At 66.0% G+C, this 18,796-nt stretch carries 19 protein-coding genes; 7 read left to right on the forward strand and 12 right to left on the reverse strand.

The features are described 5' to 3' along the window. A complete protein-coding gene (locus tag ACO06X_RS16175; protein WP_421837232.1) occupies positions 1 to 1,071 on the reverse strand; it encodes a PhoH family protein in 1,071 nt (356 codons plus the stop codon). Between the two features lie 233 nt (positions 1,072 to 1,304). Between ACO06X_RS16175 and ACO06X_RS16180 the strand changes: the two genes are divergently transcribed. After that, positions 1,305 to 1,574 (forward strand): hypothetical protein, encoded by a 270-nt coding sequence (locus tag ACO06X_RS16180; protein ID WP_421837233.1) that lies wholly within the window; start codon positions 1,305 to 1,307, stop codon positions 1,572 to 1,574. A gap of 22 nt (positions 1,575 to 1,596) precedes the next feature. On the opposite strand, the gene miaB is transcribed toward ACO06X_RS16180, so the two are convergent. Beyond that, positions 1,597 to 2,937, reverse strand: coding sequence for a tRNA (N6-isopentenyl adenosine(37)-C2)-methylthiotransferase MiaB (gene miaB, locus ACO06X_RS16185; protein WP_421837234.1), 1,341 nt, complete (start codon positions 2,935 to 2,937; stop codon positions 1,597 to 1,599). Between the two features lie 155 nt (positions 2,938 to 3,092). Between miaB and ACO06X_RS16190 the strand changes: the two genes are divergently transcribed. Next, positions 3,093 to 4,517, forward strand: a complete 1,425-nt coding sequence (locus tag ACO06X_RS16190) for a vWA domain-containing protein (protein WP_421837235.1) — start codon at positions 3,093 to 3,095, stop codon at positions 4,515 to 4,517. 18 nt (positions 4,518 to 4,535) lie between these two features. On the opposite strand, the gene ACO06X_RS16195 is transcribed toward ACO06X_RS16190, so the two are convergent. The 9 genes from ACO06X_RS16195 to ACO06X_RS16235 all read right to left on the reverse strand — a co-directional run bounded on the left by ACO06X_RS16195 (position 4,536) and on the right by ACO06X_RS16235 (position 10,032). Further along, positions 4,536 to 5,225 carry a class I SAM-dependent methyltransferase gene (locus tag ACO06X_RS16195; protein ID WP_421837236.1) on the reverse strand — a complete coding sequence of 230 codons (690 nt, stop codon included), beginning with the start codon at positions 5,223 to 5,225 and terminating at the stop codon, positions 4,536 to 4,538. Further along, complete coding sequence (locus ACO06X_RS16200; protein WP_421837237.1) at positions 5,222 to 6,094, reverse strand: lysophospholipid acyltransferase family protein; 873 nt, start codon at positions 6,092 to 6,094, stop codon at positions 5,222 to 5,224. The genes ACO06X_RS16195 and ACO06X_RS16200 overlap by 4 nt, the downstream gene beginning before the upstream one ends. Then, entirely contained in the window at positions 6,066 to 6,488 is a 423-nt protein-coding gene (locus tag ACO06X_RS16205; RefSeq protein WP_054122249.1) for a Fur family transcriptional regulator, read from the reverse strand. Before ACO06X_RS16205 ends, ACO06X_RS16200 begins: the two co-directional genes overlap by 29 nt. Before the next feature lie 185 nt (positions 6,489 to 6,673). Continuing rightward, positions 6,674 to 7,117, reverse strand: a complete 444-nt coding sequence (locus ACO06X_RS16210) for a MucR family transcriptional regulator (protein WP_421837238.1) — start codon at positions 7,115 to 7,117, stop codon at positions 6,674 to 6,676. A gap of 175 nt (positions 7,118 to 7,292) precedes the next feature. Next, complete coding sequence (locus ACO06X_RS16215; RefSeq protein ID WP_421837239.1) at positions 7,293 to 7,781, reverse strand: GNAT family N-acetyltransferase; 489 nt, start codon at positions 7,779 to 7,781, stop codon at positions 7,293 to 7,295. Positions 7,782 to 7,808: 27 nt separating this feature from the next. Next, on the reverse strand, positions 7,809 to 8,426 hold the full coding sequence (gene tsaB, locus ACO06X_RS16220; protein ID WP_421837240.1) for a tRNA (adenosine(37)-N6)-threonylcarbamoyltransferase complex dimerization subunit type 1 TsaB: 618 nt from the start codon (positions 8,424 to 8,426) through the stop codon (positions 7,809 to 7,811). A 12-nt stretch (positions 8,427 to 8,438) separates the two neighbouring features. After that, the gene (locus tag ACO06X_RS16225; RefSeq protein ID WP_421837241.1) at positions 8,439 to 9,029 is read right to left on the reverse strand and encodes a malonic semialdehyde reductase; all 591 of its coding nucleotides are present in this window, start codon (positions 9,027 to 9,029) and stop codon (positions 8,439 to 8,441) included. Between the two features lie 42 nt (positions 9,030 to 9,071). After that, positions 9,072 to 9,653, reverse strand: a complete 582-nt coding sequence (locus ACO06X_RS16230) for a NifU family protein (RefSeq protein WP_421837242.1) — start codon at positions 9,651 to 9,653, stop codon at positions 9,072 to 9,074. Positions 9,654 to 9,717: 64 nt separating this feature from the next. Further along, positions 9,718 to 10,032, reverse strand: coding sequence for a hypothetical protein (locus tag ACO06X_RS16235; RefSeq protein WP_421837243.1), 315 nt, complete (start codon positions 10,030 to 10,032; stop codon positions 9,718 to 9,720). Positions 10,033 to 10,176: 144 nt separating this feature from the next. On the opposite strand from ACO06X_RS16235, the gene ACO06X_RS16240 reads away from it, so the two are divergent. From ACO06X_RS16240 to ACO06X_RS16260, 5 genes are all read left to right on the forward strand, one after another. Next, positions 10,177 to 10,806 (forward strand): FKBP-type peptidyl-prolyl cis-trans isomerase, encoded by a 630-nt coding sequence (locus tag ACO06X_RS16240; RefSeq protein WP_421837244.1) that lies wholly within the window; start codon positions 10,177 to 10,179, stop codon positions 10,804 to 10,806. Positions 10,807 to 10,875: 69 nt separating this feature from the next. Further along, entirely contained in the window at positions 10,876 to 13,803 is a 2,928-nt protein-coding gene (locus ACO06X_RS16245; protein ID WP_421837245.1) for a M16 family metallopeptidase, read from the forward strand. Further along, positions 13,800 to 14,198 carry a GFA family protein gene (locus tag ACO06X_RS16250; protein ID WP_421837246.1) on the forward strand — a complete coding sequence of 133 codons (399 nt, stop codon included), beginning with the start codon at positions 13,800 to 13,802 and terminating at the stop codon, positions 14,196 to 14,198. Before ACO06X_RS16245 ends, ACO06X_RS16250 begins: the two co-directional genes overlap by 4 nt. 80 nt (positions 14,199 to 14,278) lie before the next feature. Beyond that, positions 14,279 to 16,378, forward strand: coding sequence for a prolyl oligopeptidase family serine peptidase (locus ACO06X_RS16255; RefSeq protein ID WP_421837247.1), 2,100 nt, complete (start codon positions 14,279 to 14,281; stop codon positions 16,376 to 16,378). Positions 16,379 to 16,452: 74 nt separating this feature from the next. Continuing rightward, positions 16,453 to 17,826 carry a class II 3-deoxy-7-phosphoheptulonate synthase gene (locus ACO06X_RS16260; RefSeq protein ID WP_421837248.1) on the forward strand — a complete coding sequence of 458 codons (1,374 nt, stop codon included), beginning with the start codon at positions 16,453 to 16,455 and terminating at the stop codon, positions 17,824 to 17,826. 10 nt (positions 17,827 to 17,836) lie between these two features. Here the strand turns inward: ACO06X_RS16260 and ACO06X_RS16265 are convergent, their stop codons facing one another. After that, on the reverse strand, positions 17,837 to 18,796 hold the full coding sequence (locus ACO06X_RS16265) for a TauD/TfdA family dioxygenase (RefSeq protein ID WP_421837249.1): 960 nt from the start codon (positions 18,794 to 18,796) through the stop codon (positions 17,837 to 17,839).

Raw genomic sequence — 18,796 nt, forward strand, 5'->3', positions numbered from 1 at the left:
TCAATCGCGGCCTTCGTAAGCCTCGACGATCCGGCCGACAATGGGATGGCGGACCACATCGGCGACATTGAAGCGGACCATGCCGATGCCGTCCACGCCGTCGAGCCGACCCACCGCATCGTTCAGCCCGCTCGCCGCCGAGCCGCCGGGCAGGTCGGTCTGCTTGGGATCGCCGCAGATCACCATGCGGCTGTTCTGGCCGAAGCGGGTGAGGAACATCTTCATCTGCATCGGCGTGGTGTTCTGCGCTTCGTCGAGAATGACGAAAGCATCCGCCAGCGTGCGCCCGCGCATGAAGGCGATCGGCGCGATCTCGATCTCGCCCGAGGCCAGCCGCCGCTCGACCTGTTCGGGCGGCATGCAATCGTAGAGCGCATCGTAAAGCGGGCGGAGATAGGGATCGACCTTCTCCTTCATGTCGCCGGGCAGGAAGCCGAGCCGTTCGCCCGCCTCGACCGCCGGGCGCGACAGGATCAGACGCTGCACGCTGCCGCTGATGAGCTGCGCGACCGCTTGTGCCACGGCGAGGTAGGTCTTGCCCGTGCCCGCCGGGCCGAGTGCGAAGATCACGTCATCGCGAACCAGCGCGCGCATGTATTCGATCTGGGTGGCCGAGCGCGGGACGATGGTCTTCTTGCGCGTGCGGATCATGATCGGCGGCGCGCCATCGGGGGCGCCGGAGATGATCCCTTCGAGCGTCGGTTCGTTCGACATCATGATCAGCGAATCGACCGCGCCCGCATCCACCTCATGCCCCGAAAGCAGGCGCTGGTGCATGCCTTTGAGGACATCGCGTGCCCGGGCGACCGCATCGTCCGGCCCCTCGATCACTGCCTTGTTGCCCCGTGCGGAGATATAGACCCCCATGCGGTTCTCGATCTGCACGAGATTCTGGTCAAACTGGCCAAACAGCGCACCGAGCACCGTCTGCTCCTCGAACGCGATCTCGATCCTGGCGCGTCGCTGGCTTTCGCTTCGTGCGGCTTCACCGCGCTGTGGATCATTGCGTAAGGCACCCTGCCAGTCGCTGCGGGCAGCCTCTTCATGCGAACGGGAGAACTTGCGGGCCATGCGCTCCTTTCAGGTTTGCTGATGCGAGATTAGGCACCGATGCGACAGGCGCAAGACACGCCGGGCCGAAATCGCATCATTTGCACTGCCTTGTGGCGGGCGGGGCCCTACTTGCGACAAACTGCGACCAAAATGTCGCTCCCCTTAAGCCGCTGTTCCCGGCTGGTTCAGCCCGAGAAAGGCATTCTTCATCCGTGGTCGCAAGGATGCGATCCCGTCTGAAGGAGAATCCGATGCGCAAGTTTCTGCTGGCAGCCGCGTTCCTCGCGCTGACCCCCGCTGTGGCCCCTGCCATGGCCCAGGCCCATGCCGGTCCCGTGGCTGCTGATGCCCGTGCCCACGCCATCCACCGCGAAGTCGTTCGCGATCGCCATGAAGTGCGTGAAGAACGCCGCGAGCTGCGCCGCGACCGCCATGAACTGCGCCGCGATCAGCGCCGGCTCCACCGCGCGCGTGTCGCCCGCGCCCGGGCCTGGCATCGCCACCACCACTACCACGGCTAAGCGGTGATGCGCGCGCTACCGTTTATGCGGCGGCGCGCGCCACCAGCTGGCCGGCCAGCGAATTGGGCCCGGCCTCGACGAGATCGACGTCCACAAGATCGCCCAGCGCCGCATCCCCGGTGAAGTGCACCGATTGCAGCCAGGGCGATTTGCCCAGCCATTGCCCGGCGTGGCGGCCCTTGCGTTCGACCAGCACCGAGCAGCGCTTGCCGACGCTCGCCGTGTTGAACGCAAGGCTGTCACGCTGGAGCGCGGCCTGCAGGCGCTGCAGGCGTTCGTCCATCACTTCGGGCGCGATCTGGCCGTCCATCGTGGCGGCGGGGGTGCCGGGGCGGGCGGAGAACTTGAAACTGAACGCCTGCGCATAGCGGGCCTCAGCGATGATCTGCAGCGTTTCGGCGAATTCCGCTTCGGTCTCGCCCGGGAAACCGACGATGAAATCGCCTGAAAGCGCGATGTCCGGCCGCGCGGCACGCACGCGCTCCAGAATGCGCAAGTAGCTCTCTGCGGTGTGGCTGCGGTTCATCGCCTTCAGCACGCGGTCGCTGCCAGATTGCACGGGCAGGTGGAGGAACGGCATCAGCTTCGGATTGCTGCCATGCGCCTCGATCAGCGCATCGTCCATGTCCGCCGGATGGCTGGTGGTGTAGCGGATGCGACCAAGATCCTCGATCCGACCCAGTTCCTCGGCAAGGCCGGCGAGGCCGACACGGCGGCCCTTGTCGTCCTCGCCCGTCCAGGCATTCACATTCTGTCCCAGCAGCGTGATCTCGCGCGCGCCGCCTTCAACCAGCGCGCGGGCCTCACTGACGAGATCGGCATAAGGGCGCGAGAGTTCGGCGCCGCGCGTATAGGGCACCACGCAGTATGTGCAGAACTTGTCGCAGCCTTCCTGCACGGTGAGGAAGGCGCTGGCGCCGACCTTGCGGCGCTTGGGCAGTGCGGCGAACTTCGCCTCGGCGGGCATGTCGGTCTCGGTCGCGCGGCCACCGGCTGCGGCCTGCGCGACCATCGCGGGCAGGCGGTGATAGGCCTGAGGACCGACGACGACACGCACCGAAGGCGCGCGTGTCATGATTTCCTCGCCCTCCGCCTGCGCGACGCAGCCAGCCACTGCGATCAGCGGCACGGCGCCAGCCTCGCGCCCATCCTTCACGATCCGGCCGATATCGGAATAGACCTTCTCGGTCGCCTTTTCGCGGATGTGGCAGGTGTTGAGCACGACAAGATCCGCCGCCTCGCGCTCATCTGCCGCCGTCATGCCTTCGGCGGTCAGCAGTTCGGCCATGCGTTCGCCGTCATAGACGTTCATCTGGCAGCCGAAGCTTTTCACATGGAAGGTGCGGGGGGATTTAGCGGACATAAGGGGCGCCCGTACGCGAAAATGGCCCGCGATAGAAGGGGGCGCGGGAGGGTGCTGGCCGAAGCCAAGGCGACAGTCAGGCACGATGCAATGTTGGGCTTGTAATTCAAATTGAATTGGTAGAGATTTAACGGGTCTCTCAGGGAGGTCTGCCCATGCGTCGTCGCGTTGTTGCTCGCAGCGTTTCCACGTTCGTTCTGGGGGGCAGCCTGCTAGCCCTCGCGGCCTGCAGTGAAAAGGCGCCGGAGGCGTCCGGGACAAGCTACAGCAAGCCCGAAGAAGCCGCCGCTGCCGTCGACGTCGCGGAGGAGGCTCCGCCTCCCGCCATGGCCCGCGCGGTCACCAGGAAGTCCGAATGGACCATTGGCGGGCTGGTCAGCGGCAAGACCGAGACGACCATGCTCGATCCCGTGGCGCCGCCGCCGGTGGTCATCGAACCGCCCGCCATGCCGACCAATCCGGTCCAGCCGCAATCGGGCCTGCTGACGGCAGGCGATGTCGATGATCTGCTCAATCCAGGGCAATATGCCGCCTATGCCGGGCGCTTCCTCCAGGCGAGCGGCCAGTCGCTGCCGTTCTACGATACGCGCAGCCGAGTGGTGATCCGCGTGGTCGATGCACGCGGGCGGCCGGTGCCGTTTGCACAGACCGATGTCGGCCGCCCCGGCGCACCGCTCCATCTTGTGACCGCCGCCGACGGGACCGCCTCGTTCTATCCGCGGGCGGACCGCATCCCCCAGAAGACCACCGTGGCCGTGACCGGGACCGCCGGGGCGGCACGCAAGCCCGTCACGCTTTCCGCAGGCCGGTTGGTCGAGATCGCGCTTCCCGGCCTCGCCGCTGCGCCGCGCGCGATGGACCTTGCGCTGGTGATCGACACAACCGGCAGCATGGGCGACGAGATTGAGTACCTCCAGGCCGAACTCGATACGATCGTCGCGCGGCTCAAGCGCAATGCCGGCCAGATCGACTTGCGCATCGGCGTGGTGCTCTACCGCGACGAGGGCGATGACTATGTCGTCCAGTCGACACCGCTGACCGGGAACATCGGTTCGATCCGCACGCTGCTGGCCCGTCAGGATGCCGATGGCGGCGGCGATACGCCGGAGGCGATGGACCGGGCGGTGGTGGAGGCTGGCCGCCTGCAATGGCGCCCGGATGCGGCCAAGGCCGTGCTGCTCGTCACCGATGCGCCGCCGCACGAGGACGCGATCGGCGCCACACTCGACGCGGCGCAGCAACTGCGAAGTCGCGGTGTGCAGATCGTTCCCGTTGCGGCGAGCGGGGTGGAGGACAGTGCCCAATATGTCCTGCGCTCGATGGCCGCGTTGACGCAGGGGCGGTACATCTTCCTGACCGATGACAGCGGCGTTGGTGATAGCCATGCCGAACCGGATGTGGCGTGCTATCTGGTCACCCGGCTCGATACGATGGTGGCGCGCGTGCTGGCCGGTATTGCCACGGGGAAGCGCGTCGAGCCGCGTCAGGGCGATGTCATCCGCGCGGTCGGTGGTTATGATCGGGGACGCTGCAGCATCGCGCAGCAACGCGGGCAGGATCTGCAACGGCAGCAGGGCTGACCGCCGAACTACTCGGGCTCAGTTGCGGGTAATGCAGTAAACCGATGCCGGTGGGACGTTTCGCCAGACGCGCGCGGTGCGGTGTGCGGAGAGGCCCAGACGGGCCATGATCTCTTCGCGCACCGGGCACTTCGGGCCATAGGTGAACTGGTAAAGCGCGGCATCCGGCGTGCAGAAGCCGAACGCGGTGGTGACGATGCTCTCCACCTCGCGGCTGGGAAAGTTGAGCAGCGGCAGGCCGCTCACCACTGCGGCCGGGCGGCGGCCCTGGAGCATGTCTTCCGTTACGCTGGCCGCCTTGTGGGCCAGCACGAGCGCCTGGGGAAACGCTGTGCGCAGCCGTGCGGCGAGCAGATGGTCTGCCTCGACCAGGATCAGATTGCTCTCGGGAACACCGCGCGCAATGAGGGCGCGCGTGAACACGCCGGTGCCGGGGCCGAGTTCGAGCACGGGGCCGGCCGCCGGATCGATTTCGGCAGTGATGGCCGCCGCCAGCGCAGGACCGCTGACGAAGCCGCCGAAGCGACGCGGATTGGCGACAAGGCGGCGCAGGCCGAGCAAAGCCTCGGGCGGGCCTTTGGCCTCTCTGGCCGGGGTGCCGCGAAGGCGGGTTTTCTGGAGAATGATCTTGCGGCGCACCGCGTTGGCAAGCTTGTGTACCACCTGGCGCGGACGGCGCGCCATGCCGGGCTTGAGCTTCAGCTTCACGCCGCGCTCTTTGCCGCTTCGTAGCGTACGGGCGCAACATCGAAGGCGAAGGGCCGCAGCGGTTCACCCAATGCGGCCTCAAGCGCGGGTTCGATGCGGCGGCGCGCTTCGGCGGCGATCGCCTTGCGCCCGGCCAGCCCCTGCGGATCGAACGGTTCGAGGAAGTGAACCTCGAGCCGGAACGAACCACGACGCGAGAGAATGCGCTTGCCGTTGGAAACACCGTCTTCCGTGCCGATCCAGCCAATCCATTCGGCGACGCGGCCATAATCGAGCACCACTGGCTGCACCATCACACCCGGCGGCGGCGGCTCCAGTACGCGCAGCATCGAGGTCTTGAAGGGGAGCAGCGATTTGCCATCGGTGCAGGTGCCTTCAGGGAACACGGTGATCGACCAGTTGTCGGCCAGCGCTTCCTTGAGGCGGTTGATCTGATCGGCCACGCCCATGCGGTCCTCGCGGCTCACGAACACGGTGCGGTTGATCCGCGCGAGCCAGCCGACGATGGGGGCCTGCGACAATTCTGCCTTGGCGACGAAGGCCGTGCCGCTGGCCCCGCCAAGCGCAAGGATATCCACCCACGAGAGATGGTTCGAAATATAGAACACATCGCGCTTGAGCGGCACGCCGTGGACCCGCACACGCGCGCCGATGATGCGCGCCGCCAGAAACAGGAACAGCTTGGGAAACGGCGAGCCATAATGCACGACGCGGTAGAGGTAGTGCAGCGGCACGCAGAGCAGCATGGCCAGCACCAGCGCCACACCGCGCAGCACGATCCGCATCCAGCCCATCCAGGTGATGGCTGCGCCGCGTTCCGGGCCCACCTGGCGGCGGGCCTTACGCCTCGCGATCAGACTTGACACCATATAGCTCCATGCGGTGGTCGACGAGGCGGTAGCCAAGCCGTTCGGCAATCTGGCGCTGCAGCGCCTCAAGCTCGGGATCGACGAATTCGATGACCTTTCCGGTCTCGACATCGATCAGATGGTCGTGGTGCGCCTCGGGCGTTGCCTCATATCGGGCGCGGCCATCGCCGAAATCGTGGCGATCGAGGATCCCCGCCTCCTCGAAAAGACGGACAGTGCGGTAGACCGTGGCGATGGAAATGCGCGGATCGCGCGCCGATGCGCGCTCGTGCAGCTTCTCGACATCGGGATGGTCGTCGCTCTCAGACAGCACCTGCGCGATCACGCGGCGTTGTTCGGTGATCCTGAGACCCCGTTCCGCGCAAAGCGCTTCGATGTCGATTGCCTGGTGCAAGCTTGCGGCCCAATCCGGTTAGATTGCGTGCAGCATAGTTTGCTGCGCCAATTCTTCAACCGGCGCGCGGTCGATTTGCGGGCAGTATCAGGCCCGGATCGGGGAAAAGTGAACACGGCGAGGCCACGCGCAAACGAATGGGGGCCTCGCCGGTTCCGGGCCGGCCTTGGTCGGCTTCAGGCAGCTTAGCCGGCAGCCTTGGCGCTGCGGCCACGCTTTGGCGCAGGCTTGCGGCCGAGGCCGATCTTCTTGGCGAGTTCGCGGCGCTTTTCAGCATAAGCCGGAGCGACCATCGGATAGTCTGCCGGCAGGTTCCAGCGGGCGCGATACTGATCCGGGGTCATGTTGTAGCGCGTCATAAGATGGCGCTTGAGCATCTTGAGCTTCTTGCCGTCTTCAAGGCAGACAATGTGATCGTTCTTCACCGAAGCGCGGATCGAAACCGCGGGTTCAGGAGCCGGTTCTGCTGCCGGTTGCGCGGGATTGAGGCCAGCCAGCGCGGCATAGACATTGCTGATCAGCACTGGCAGGTCGTTAACAGCGACGCTGTTGTTGCTGACGTGTGCTGCAACGATGTCTGATGTGAGCGTGATCAGCGTTTCCCGCATATCGTTTTCGATTTCACTCATTGTACCCGTACCTTTTGCGGTTGTTATCTTCTTTTTGCCCAGTCAAGGCTCAGTGAGTCCAGAGTAGACCGAACCGCATATACGCTTGCGCAACCGAGTTACAACCATTGCTGAGCTATGCGGTCATTTTTCCGCCAGAATTCTCCCAAGTGCAGGTTGATACAGGTAAATATGCCTAATTGTCCGCAATATACAGTTCCTGACTGAGCGCATCCAGCCGCACGCCGCTGGCTGTGCGGTAGTATCCGGCTCTTATGCCGACAGTCCGGAAACCAAAGCCTGTGTATAGCTTGCCGGCGGGATTGTTCCGCCGCATTTCGAGAAACAGCCGCCGGATGCCCCGCAAACGCGCCCGTGCGATGACTTCGGTCAGCAGTGCCGCCCCCAGACCTTTGCCGCGATACTGGGGAAGTACGGCGAAGAGCAGCAGTTCTTCCTCGTCGAAGATCGACCGAGTAAGGGCAAACCCTGCCACGGGTTCTGCGAGGTCCGGATCGAATGATCCCTCTGCGCCAATCAGGCAGTAACCGGTTCCGGTAAGCAGGAGCGAGTCCGAAACCTGACGACGGTTCCATGCCTCCCCGTACTCGGGCGCGAAGGCACCGGTCATCACTTCCATGATCCGGTCGATATCATCGGCGCTGTCGGGCGCGTCGTCGTTCATGGCAAAGCTGCCTTCACCCAGCGGCCATCACGCTATTGGAAGCCGCGCATCGGGTGCGCGGCCATAGCGGGGCGTGGGATCGGGGCGCAGGGCATCGCGGCCAAGCAGCGCAAACGCGCGCGCATCAGGCCAGAGCGGATAGGTCGCAGGCGTGCCGCCGCGCCGCATTGCCAGCGCCTCGGCCTGGCTGCCGACCACGATCAGCGCCTGCGAGCGCTCCGTCGCCTCATCCGGCAGCAATGATGCCGGTTCGGCCAGCGCGGTGCCGTCTGCCGCAAAGGGCTGGAAGAACCACTCGCCGTGCCCACCGCTCATCACCACGTCGATGGCGCTGCCGCCATGCGCGGCGCGGGCCATCGCGCCGACGAGCGCCAGGCAGGCATAGCCTTCGAGCGGTACGTCCCACGCCAGCGCCAGCGCGCGCGCGGCGGCAAGGCCCACGCGAATACCGGTGAAGCTGCCCGGACCGGCGTTGACGGCGATGCGGTCGGCACGGCCCTTGCCGGGCAACGCAGCGATCATCGGCACAAGCTGTTCGGCATGGCCACGCCCGAGCATGGCGTGCGTGCCCGCCACCATGTCTCCATCGTCGAACAAGGCCACCGAACAGGCTTCGGTGGCGCTGTCGATCACCAGCCGGCGCAAGTGCGTGCTGCCTCAGGCCAGCGTGTTGAAGGTGGCGAAATCAGGCCGGGGGCTGCGCGCGAAGATCGTGGCCGGATCGCCGTAGCCCAGCGTTGAAATGAAGTTGGACTTCACGCGCGTGCCGGCGAAGAACGCCGCGTCCACCGCCGCATTGTTGAAGCCCGACATCGGCCCGGTATCAAGCCCCACCATGCGTGCGGCAACGATGAAATAGGCGCCTTGCAGCGTCGAGTTGCGCATGGCGGAAACCTCGCGCAGCGCTTCGTTGCCCTCGAACCAGCTCTTTGCGTCGGCATGGGGGAACAGCCATGGCAGCTGCTCGTGGAAATCGATGTCCATGCCGATGATCACGCTGACGGGTGCCTTGCGGATCTTGTCAGGGTTCGTACCACCGGCGCAGGCGGCGAGCTTTTCCTTCGCCTCATCGCTCACGCACCAGATGAGGCGCGCAGGCATCTGGTTGGCCGAGGTCGGCCCCATCTTCATCAGGTCCCAGATCGCGTGCAGCTGCTCCTCGCTCACCGGCTTGTCGAGATAGCCATTGTAGGTGCGGGCGGTACGGAACACCTGATCAAGCGCGGTGTCATCAAGCGGCAGGGACATCGGGGTAAACCTTCGGAGGATCGGGCCTTCGGGGGATCGAGGTCAGGCGGCGCGGACTTCGCTGACTTCGGGCACGTAGTGCTTGAGCAGCGATTCAATCCCGTGCTTGAGCGTGGCGGTGGACGAGGGGCAGCCCGAGCAGGCGCCCTGCATCTTGAGGTAGACCACGCCTTCGCGGAAGCCGCGATAGATGATGTCGCCGCCATCGTTCGCCACGGCCGGGCGCACGCGGGTTTCGATCAGGTCCTTGATCTGCTCGACGATCTCGGCGTCGGCCGGATCATCGCCGTAGTGCGCGTCATCCTCCGCCTCGCCGGGAACCACGAAGTCCGCGCCGGCCGAGGTGAACAGCGGCGCCTGCGCCACGAAATGATCGAGCAGCAGGGCAAGCACTTGCGGCTTGAGCGGCGCCCATTCGGCGCCCGGCGCGATCGTCACCGCGATGAAGTCGCGCCCATAGAGCACGCCTGTCACATCGCCCATCGAGAAGAGCGCCTCTGCCAGCGGAGATGCCGCTGCCGCCTCGGGCGAGGTGAACTCGCGCGTGCCGGTGGCCATGACGATCTCGCCCGGAAGAAACTTCAGCGTGGCGGGGTTCGGGGTGGTTTCGGTTTCAATAAACATGTCTCAGCATGTAGGCCGCGCGGGCGAGGGGTCAAGGGGTCAGGGGGCCCAATGGGCCGGTTCTTCAGGCGCTGCGCGAGACCAGCGAACCGTCCGGCGCGGGCGCGGCCCCGGCATAAGCGGCGGCCACGGGGGAAACCGGCGCAGTCCGCCGCTCGCGGTAGAGCGCTTGCAGCCGCTCGGCGTTGCGAGCTTCGGCGGAGAAGTGGTTGGCCGGCCCAGATGCTTTGCCGGGCTTGTGGCTGCCGTTGACGCCGAAGGGCCCTGCCGCCGGATCGGCCGGATCGATGTGGCGCTTGGCGCGGTCGACGTCGCTGCAATTGCGGCAGACGAAACCGTTGACAGTGACCGGTGAGGAGTAATCGCCACTGATAGCCATAACGGGGACGATACCAGGGCAGGTGCCACCGGCCGCTTTGCACTAACCTATGCGCAAATGCGTAGGGCAGGCGCGCGAAGAGGAGGGGCGGAGGCTATTGTTCTGCGCTGGCAGGTGTCACAACGCTAGTTTAAGAGCCCGCGCATGAGCACCACGCACTACGGCCTTCGCCGAATCGCCCTTACCCTGTCACTCGCGGCCTGCGCTGCCCTGTCTGCATCTGCGCACGCCCAGGCCGCCAAGCCTGCCGCGGCGCCCGCGCCTGCCCCTTCGTCCGAAATCCTGCCGGTGCCGCTCAACCCGGTGGTTCCGGCCGCGCAGCGCGTGTGCAGCGCCAAGACGGCCTCGGGCCTCGGCACCCGCATGCTACGCGATGCGGCTGGCGCAAAGCCCGGTGCGTCCGACTATGTGCTCGTCAACTACATCGGCTACCTCGCCGCCGATGGCACCGTGTTCGACCAGAACGTCAGCCAGGCCTTCCCCGCTGGCGGCGTAATCAAGGGCTTTTCCGAAGGCCTCCAGTTGATGAACAAGGGCAGCGTCTGGCGTTTCTGCATCCCGGCGGCGCTGGGTTATGGCGAAAAGGCTGCCGGGCCGATCCCGGCGAATGCCGACCTCGTCTTCCAGGTCGAGCTGGTCGATTTCAAGACCGAAGCCGAAATCGCGGCGATGCGTGCCGAAGCGCAGAAGCAGGCGGCCCAGCCGTCGCAGGGCGCGGATGCGGCGGCACCGGCACCGGCACCGGCCCCGGCTCCGGCAAAGCCGAAGAAGTGATCTGAACGCTGCAGGGGGTGAGGGACCAATTCACTGGTCCTTCATTTCTTGCCGCCCTATACAGCGGATATGGCTTTTCTGTACCGGTTCGCTCTGCGTTCGCCCCGCGCTCTCGCTCCCGTCGTTTCCGCCGTTCTTGTCGGCTTGCTCGGATCACCCTCACCGGTCCTTGCCAAAGCACCGGCCAAGCCGGCGGTAGCGGCCCCCAAGACGGCAAGCGGTTCAGGCCCCTGGCTCTATCGCGGCAGCGATGTGCCGCAGGACAAGGCGTGGATCTTCGGTGTCCTCCCCAATGGCCTGCGCTATGCCGTGCGCCGCAACGGCGTGCCGCCGGGCCAGGTTTCGGTGCGCATGCTGATCGATGCGGGCTCGCTTTATGAAACCGATCCGCAGCGCGGCTATGCGCACCTGATCGAGCACCTGACCTTCCGCGATTCGAAATACCTCAAGGCGGGTGAGGCGATCCCCGCCTGGCAGCGGCTCGGCGCCACATTCGGCAGCGATACCAATGCCGAGACGAGCCCGACGCAAACAGTCTACAAGCTCGACATTCCCGACGTTTCCCCCGCCAAGCTCGACGAGACGTTCCGCCTGCTTTCCGGCATGATCACCGCGCCGATCTTCACCGATGTGGGCGTGAAGACCGAAGTGCCGATCGTGCTTGCCGAAATGCGCGAGCGTTCGGGCCCGCAGACGCGCATCCTCGATGGCACGCGCGCCATTTTCTTCGCAGGCCAGCCGCTCGGCAGCCGTTCGCCCATCGGGACCGAGGAAACGTTGAACGCGGCAACGCCGGCCAAGGTCAAGGCGTTCCACGATGCGTGGTACCGGCCTGACAATGCGGTCATCGTTGTCGCCGGCGATGCTGATCCGGAGGCGCTGATCGCTCGCATCCAGCAGTGGTTCGGCACCTGGAAGGGCGCTAGCTTTGCCAAGGGCAAGCGCCCGCCGCTCCCTGATTTCGGCGCGCCCAAGCCGCCCGTCGGCGGTGATCCCGCAAATCCGGTGGGCGATGCCAAAGTCATGGTTGAGCCCGATCTGCCGCGCGTATTCAATTATGCCGTGCTGCGGCCGTGGCACAAAGTGCAGGATACGATCGTCTACAATCAGGGCCTGATGATCGACCGGCTCGGCATCGCGATCATCAATCGCCGGCTCGAAGGCCGGGCGCGCGCTGGGGGCAGCTTCCTCGCTGCCTCGGTCGAGCAGCAGCGCATCAGCCGCTCCGCCGACGCCACGCTGGTGACGGTGACCCCGCTGACCGACGACTGGAAGGCCGCGGTCAAAGATGTCCGCGCAGTTATCGCCGATGCGCTGGCGACGCCGCCGACCGAAGAGGAAATCGCCCGCGAGGTGGCCGAGTTCGACGTGGCCTTCAAGGTGCCGGTGGAAACGCAGGAGACGCTCGCCGGATCGAAGCTGGCCGACGACATCACCGATGCGGTCGACATTCGCGAGACGGTGGCCAATCCCGATACGGTCTACAGCATCTTCCGCTCGTCGATCCCGCTGTTTACCCCGGCAGCAGTGCTCGATCATACCCGGGCTTTGTTCAAGGGAACCGTGATCCGCCCCGTGCTGATCACCCCCAACGCTACCGATGGCACCGAAGCGGACTTGCGCGCCGCGTTGCAGGCGCCGGTGGCGCCGTCTTCGGGCAGCCGCCTTGCCGCCAGTTCCTTGAGCTTCAAGGATCTGCCGCCGATCGGCCAGCCCGGCAAGCTCGCCAACGCCGAAGGCACCGGCCTGCTCGGAATCGAGCGGATCGAGCTTTCGAACGGAGTGAAGGCGCTGCTCTGGTCGAACGAGGCCGAACCGGGCCGGGTGATCGTGCGCGTTCACTTCGGCGGCGGCTATGCGGTGATTGATCCCAAGGATGCGGTCTACGCCTCGCTGGGCGAAACGGCGCTGATGGACAGCGGCTTCGGCACTGTCGGGCGCGAGGATCTCGACCGGCTGGCGACGGGTCGCAAGCTCAGCCTCGATTTCGATATCGACGATACGACCTTCAAGTTCTCGGCCGATACGCGGCCCGCAGACCTGGCCGACCAGCTCTACCTTTTTGCGGCCAAGCTGGCGATGCCGCGCTGGGAGGCCAATCCGGTGATCCGCGCGCAGGCCGCCGCGCGGCTGGCTTATGAATCGACCAATGCCTCAGCCTCCTCGGTGCTTGGGCGCGATGTGGGCTGGCTGCTCAAGGATGGCGATCCGCGCTATGCCGTGCCCAATCCGGCGGAAATCGCGCGGGCGAACCCCGATGGGTTCCGCCGTGTCTGGTCGGCGCTCCTCAAGCAGGGGCCGATCGAGGTCGATATCTTCGGCGATTTCAACCGCGACGAGACCGTGGCCGCGCTCGAGCGCACGTTTGGTGCGCTGCCCGCGCGCGATCCGCTGCCTGCGACCGGTTTTGCGCCCAAGGTGCCCGAACCGGTCGGCGATCCGCTGACGCTCAACCACCATGGCGATGCCAACACGGCGGCAGCGCTCGTGGCCTGGCCCACCGGCGGCGGCAACGCGGGCGTCCACGAATCGCGCCAGCTCGAACTCCTCGCGCAGGTCTTCAACAACCGTCTGTTCGATGCGATGCGCGAGAAGATCGGGGCAAGCTATGCGCCGCAGGTATCCTCCAACTGGCCGCTCGATCTGCCCTCGGGCGGCTACCTCGCGGCGATGAGCCAGCTGCGCCCCGGCGATCTCCCGGCTTTCTTCGGTGCGACCGACAAGATTGCCGCCGATCTGGCCGCTGCACCCGCAACACCGGACGAGATCGCACGCGTGACCGAGCCGATGAAGCAGCTCATCACCCGTGCCAGCACCGGCAACGGGTTCTACATGTATCAGCTCGAAGGCGGCGCGCTCGATCCGGACAAGTTCACCCAGATCCGCTCGATCCTCTCGGACTACAGCGCGATTGCGCCGGAGCGACTGCAGACGCTGGCCAAGCGCTATCTGGTGCCGGGCAAGGCGTGGCGGCTCAGGGTCGTGCCGGGCAAATGACCCGGCGCATCGCCACGTGCCGGTGCGGCGGGCTGACCGCGACCTGCACGGGCGAACCGGTGCGCGTCTCGGTCTGCCACTGCCTTGAATGCCAGAAGCGCAGCGGCAGCGCATTTGCAGTGCAGGCGCGCTGGCCGCTGGATCAGGTCGAGCTCAGCGGCGCATTCCACGAATGGGTGCGCATCGGCGAAAGCGGCAAGCCCGCGACCTTCCGGTTCTGCCCGACCTGCGGGGCGACGGTAACCTTCGTCTCGGCCTCCATGCCCGATCTCACCGCCGTGCCCGTCGGCGCCTTTGCCGACCCGACTTTCCCGCCGCCGCGCTTCTCGGTGTTCGAGACGCGCATGCACCCTTGGGTCAGCGTCTCGGGCGCGGACTTGGAACATTGGGACTAGCGGACCTTGCTCCAAGGCTGCCTTGAACCGCGTGGCAGGCGCCGATAGGTTCAATGCCATGATCTTCAGGGAGTATTCTCATGCGGCGTCTCGCCCTTCTCGCGGCCTTGGCCTTGTCAGCCTCGGCACATCCGGCGCTGGCGCAAACCGTGGCTGAGCCGAGTGATCCCTATATCTGGCTCGAAGAGGTCAGTTCCCCGCGCGCCATGGCCTGGGTCGAGGCGGAGAACGCGCGTTCGCTGGCGGTGCTCAAGGCCGATCCGCATTTTGCCGGCTTCTATGCCGATGCGCTCAAGATTGCCGAGGCGACCGACCGGATCGCCATGCCGCGCCTTATCGGCGGGCAGATCGCCAATCTCTGGCAGGATGCCGCCCACGTCCACGGCTTGTGGCGCATGACCACGCCGACTGAGTACGAGAAGCCGGAGCCCGCGTGGCAGACGCTGCTCGATCTCGATGCGCTGTCGGCAGCGGAGAAGGCCAACTGGGTCTGGGCTGGCGCGGACTGCGAACTCAGTTCCGAAAAGCGCTGCCTCGTCGCGCTCTCCGATGGCGGCGAGGACGCCAATACCCTGCGCGAGTTCGATCTCGTCAGCCGCAGCTTCGTTTCCGGCGGGTTCATGCTGCCCAAATCGAAGCAGTGGGTCAGCTGGGAAACGCCGGACAGCCTGATCGCCGCACGCGATTGGGGTGCGGGCACGATGACCGCCAGCGGTTATCCCTTCGTGGTCAAGCGGGTCCAGCGCGGCGCACCACTGACAGCGGCGACCGAGGTGTTTCGCGGCAAGCCGGACGATGTGTTCGTCATTCCGGCGAGCTTCACCGATGGCGCAGGCCATACCGAAGTGGTCATCACGCGCGGGATCACCTTCTTCGAGGCGGAGTTTGTCCGCGTCACGGCGCAGGGCACCACGCCCATTGCGGTGCCGCGCAAGAGCACGGTCAAGGGCCTGCTGCAGGGCCGCCTGATCTTTCAGGTCAACGAAGACTGGATGCCGAAGGGCGGCCAGCCGATCACTGCCGGCGCGCTCGTCGCAGTCGATCCCGAAGGCAAGGCCGCGCCGGAACTGATCTTCGCACCGGGCCCGCGCCAGTCGGTCGATGCGGACGAAGTTTCGGTAACCCGCGACCATGTGCTGGCGGCGGTCTATGACAACGTGCGCGGGCGGGCGATGCGCTTCACCCGCAGCGCGGGCGGCTGGCAGCAGAGCGTGCTGCCCTTGCCCGACAACGCGGCGGTGAGCATGGTTTCCAGCGACCACGCTTCCAACACCGCCTATGTCTCGGTGCAGAGCTACCTTCTGCCCACAGCGCTCTGGAAGGTCGATGTTGCCAGCGGCGCTGCGGTCCAGATCAAGCAGACCCCGGCGCGCTTCGCAGCCGATGGGATGGTAACCGAACAGTTCGAGGCGACTTCGAAGGACGGGGCGAAGGTCCCCTATTTCATCACCCACCGTGCCGATATGCCGCTGACGGGCGCGACGCCCACGCTGATGACGGCCTACGGCGGCTTCCAGGTCTCCTACACGCCCCACTACAGCGGGGTAACCGGCAAGCTCTGGCTTGAGCGCGGCGGTGCCTTCGTGGTGGCAAACATCCGTGGCGGCGGCGAATTTGGCCCGGCGTGGCACGAGGCGGGGCTCAAGACCAAGCGTCAGGTGATCTACGACGATTTCGCCGCTGTTGCCGAAGACCTCACGGCCCGCAAGATCACCAGCCCGCAAAAGCTCGGCATCTACGGCGGCTCGAACGGCGGGCTGCTGATGGGCGTAGAACTCACCCAGCGGCCCGAGCTGTTCGGCGCAGTCAGCATCCAGATCCCGCTGCTCGACATGCTGCGCTATGAAAAGCTCTCCGCCGGTGCCTCGTGGGTCGGCGAATATGGCGCCATGGCAAACCCTGACGAGAAGGCGTTCTGGCTGAAAACCTCGCCCTATTCGAACCTCAAGCGCGGCGCGCCCTACCCCGAGACGCTGATCTGGACGACGACCAAGGACGACCGTGTCGGCCCGGTGCAGGCGCGCAAGTTTGCCGCGCGGATGAAGGAGTATGGCCTGCCCTACCTCTACTATGAGACGACGGCAGGCGGGCATGGCGCCGGGGCCAATCTCAAGGAAAGCGCAATGACCACCGCGCTCGAGATGGTCTACTTCCAGCGCCACCTGATGGAAGCGAACTAGGGCGCCGCCGCCAAACCTTTGCATTTCCGCTACGGTACCGCTAAACGCGCGCGTCCTTGAGGAAAGCGAGTACCGTGGCAAGCAACTGGAATGCGAACAGCTGGCGAGGCGCAGAAGCAAAGCATCTGCCCACCTACCCCGATGCGGCGAAGCTCGCCGCGGTCGAGGAAACGCTGACCCGGTTTCCCCCGCTGGTCTTCGCGGGCGAGGCGCGCGCGCTGAAGGCTGATCTTGCGCAAGTCGCTGCCGGCAAGGGTTTTCTGCTCCAGGGCGGGGACTGCGCCGAGAGCTTTGCCGAGTTCCACCCGAACAACATCCGCGACACCTTCCGCGTGCTGCTGCAGATGGCGGTGGTGCTGACTTTCGCCGGCAAGCAGCCGGTTGTGAAGGTGGGCCGCATGGCCGGCCAGTTCGCCAAGCCGCGCTCCTCGCCGGTCGAGAGCATCGGCGGTGTCGAGCTGCCGAGCTATCTGGGCGACAATATCAACGGCATCGATTTCACACCCGAAAGCCGCATCCCCGATCCTGATCGCATGCTGCGCGCCTATTCGCAGGCCGCCGCCACGCTCAATCTGCTGCGCGCGTTCTCCACCGGCGGCTATGCCAATCTGCGGCAGGTCCACCAGTGGACGCTCGACCATATCGGCAAGAGCCCGTGGGCGTCCAAGTTCAGCGAAATGGCCGACAAGATCGGCGAAGCGCTCGATTTCATGGAGGCCTGCGGGGTCAACCCCAGCACCGTGCCGCAGCTGCAGGGCACCACGTTCTATACCAGCCACGAAGCACTGCTGCTGCAATACGAGCAGGCGATGACGCGGCAGGATTCGCTCACCGGCCAGTGGTACGACACCAGCGCGCACATGCTGTGGATCGGTGATCGCACGCGCTTCGAAGGCTCGGCGCATGTCGAGTTCCTGCGCGGTGTGGGCAACCCCATCGGCATGAAGTGCGGGCCGAGCCTGACGCCCGACGCGCTGCTGCGCATGCTCGATACGCTGAACCCGGGCCGCGAGCCGGGCCGGATGACGCTGATCAGCCGGTTCGGGCACGACAAGGTCGAAGCGGGGCTCCCCGCGCTCGTCCGCGCCGTGGCGCGCGAAGGACACCCGGTGGTGTGGTCGTGCGATCCGATGCACGGCAACGTGATCAAGGCGGACAATGGCTACAAGACGCGTCCGTTCGACCGCATCCTCAGCGAAGTGAAGGGCTTCTTCGCCGTCCACCGCGCCGAGGGCACCCATGCCGGCGGCATCCACATCGAGATGACCGGACAGGACGTCACCGAATGCACCGGCGGTGCGATTGCGATCACGCAGGAGGGGCTGGCGGATCGCTACCACACCCACTGCGACCCGCGCCTCAATGCGGCGCAGTCGATCGAGCTTGCGTTCCTGCTGGCCGATGCGCTCAACGCCGAGCGCGCCGAACGCAAGGCCGAAGCGGCCTGACCGGCTATCGCTAAAGCGGCGGCAGCGGAGGCCTGAAATCTCCCTGCCGCCACAGCGCATTTGCCATTTCCTCGGCATCGGGGACGGCGAAGCGCACATAGCCGAAGAAGGTCGCGATGGTCCGCTCGGCCGCGTCGATGATCGCGCGCCGTCCATGCAGGAAGCGGGTGTTGTCGAGCACCAGCACGTCGCCCGCCTGCCAGCGCACTTCGGCGGTCAGCGCCTCGCCGGTCGCCTTTATTGCCTGCAGCCAGTCTTCCGGCACCGGGGTCAGATCATCAAGCAGCGGGAAGTTGCCGCGCCCGTTGTTGAACCGCGCGAAGAGCAGGAAATTCCCGAAAGCCGGGCCTTCGGCGAACATCGGGCGGTGCAGCGCAGGCCTTGAAAACTCGCGCGCGATGCGGCGATCGGGCATGCGGAAGAAGCGATAGGGCAGGGGCTGCGGCGGATTTGCCAGATCTGCATCGCCGGGTGTTTCGGTGCCGAACCAGAAGCGCAGCAATGCGGGCCAGACGCCCATCACGTGTACGAGCCGTCGGCCTTCCAGTCCGCTGCGCACATGCGCCGGCAGCGCGGCGGCGAGCGCGATGCCGTCGCACAGCGTGGTCTCACCCCCGGCGCCCGGCGGGCTGAGGCAGCCGAACAGTGCGGCATCGGGTTTCCACGGCTCCCGCGCGAGTTCCGGGTGGAGCGCGAAGGCATTCGTCCCGCCATCCACGCCCTGGATGGCCTGCGCCGCATCCAGCACCGCGCGGCCCGGCGTTTCGTTGATCACGGCAGTGGCGCAAAGGCTGCGAGCGAAGCGGCGGAAAGCGTCAAGATCGGCCCCGAAGCCACGCAGCAGCAGCGCGCCATGCGCCTTGTAGACGGCCTCTACTCGCGCCGGTTCGATCGCGCCGAGCGTCTCCGAGCCGGTCGGCGTCAGCACCGCATAGGGGCGTCCGGGCGCGGGGGGATCGATCTGGGCCAT

Origin of the sequence: Novosphingobium sp. (assembly GCF_965229225.1) — a bacterium.
Taxonomy (GTDB): domain Bacteria; phylum Pseudomonadota; class Alphaproteobacteria; order Sphingomonadales; family Sphingomonadaceae; genus Novosphingobium.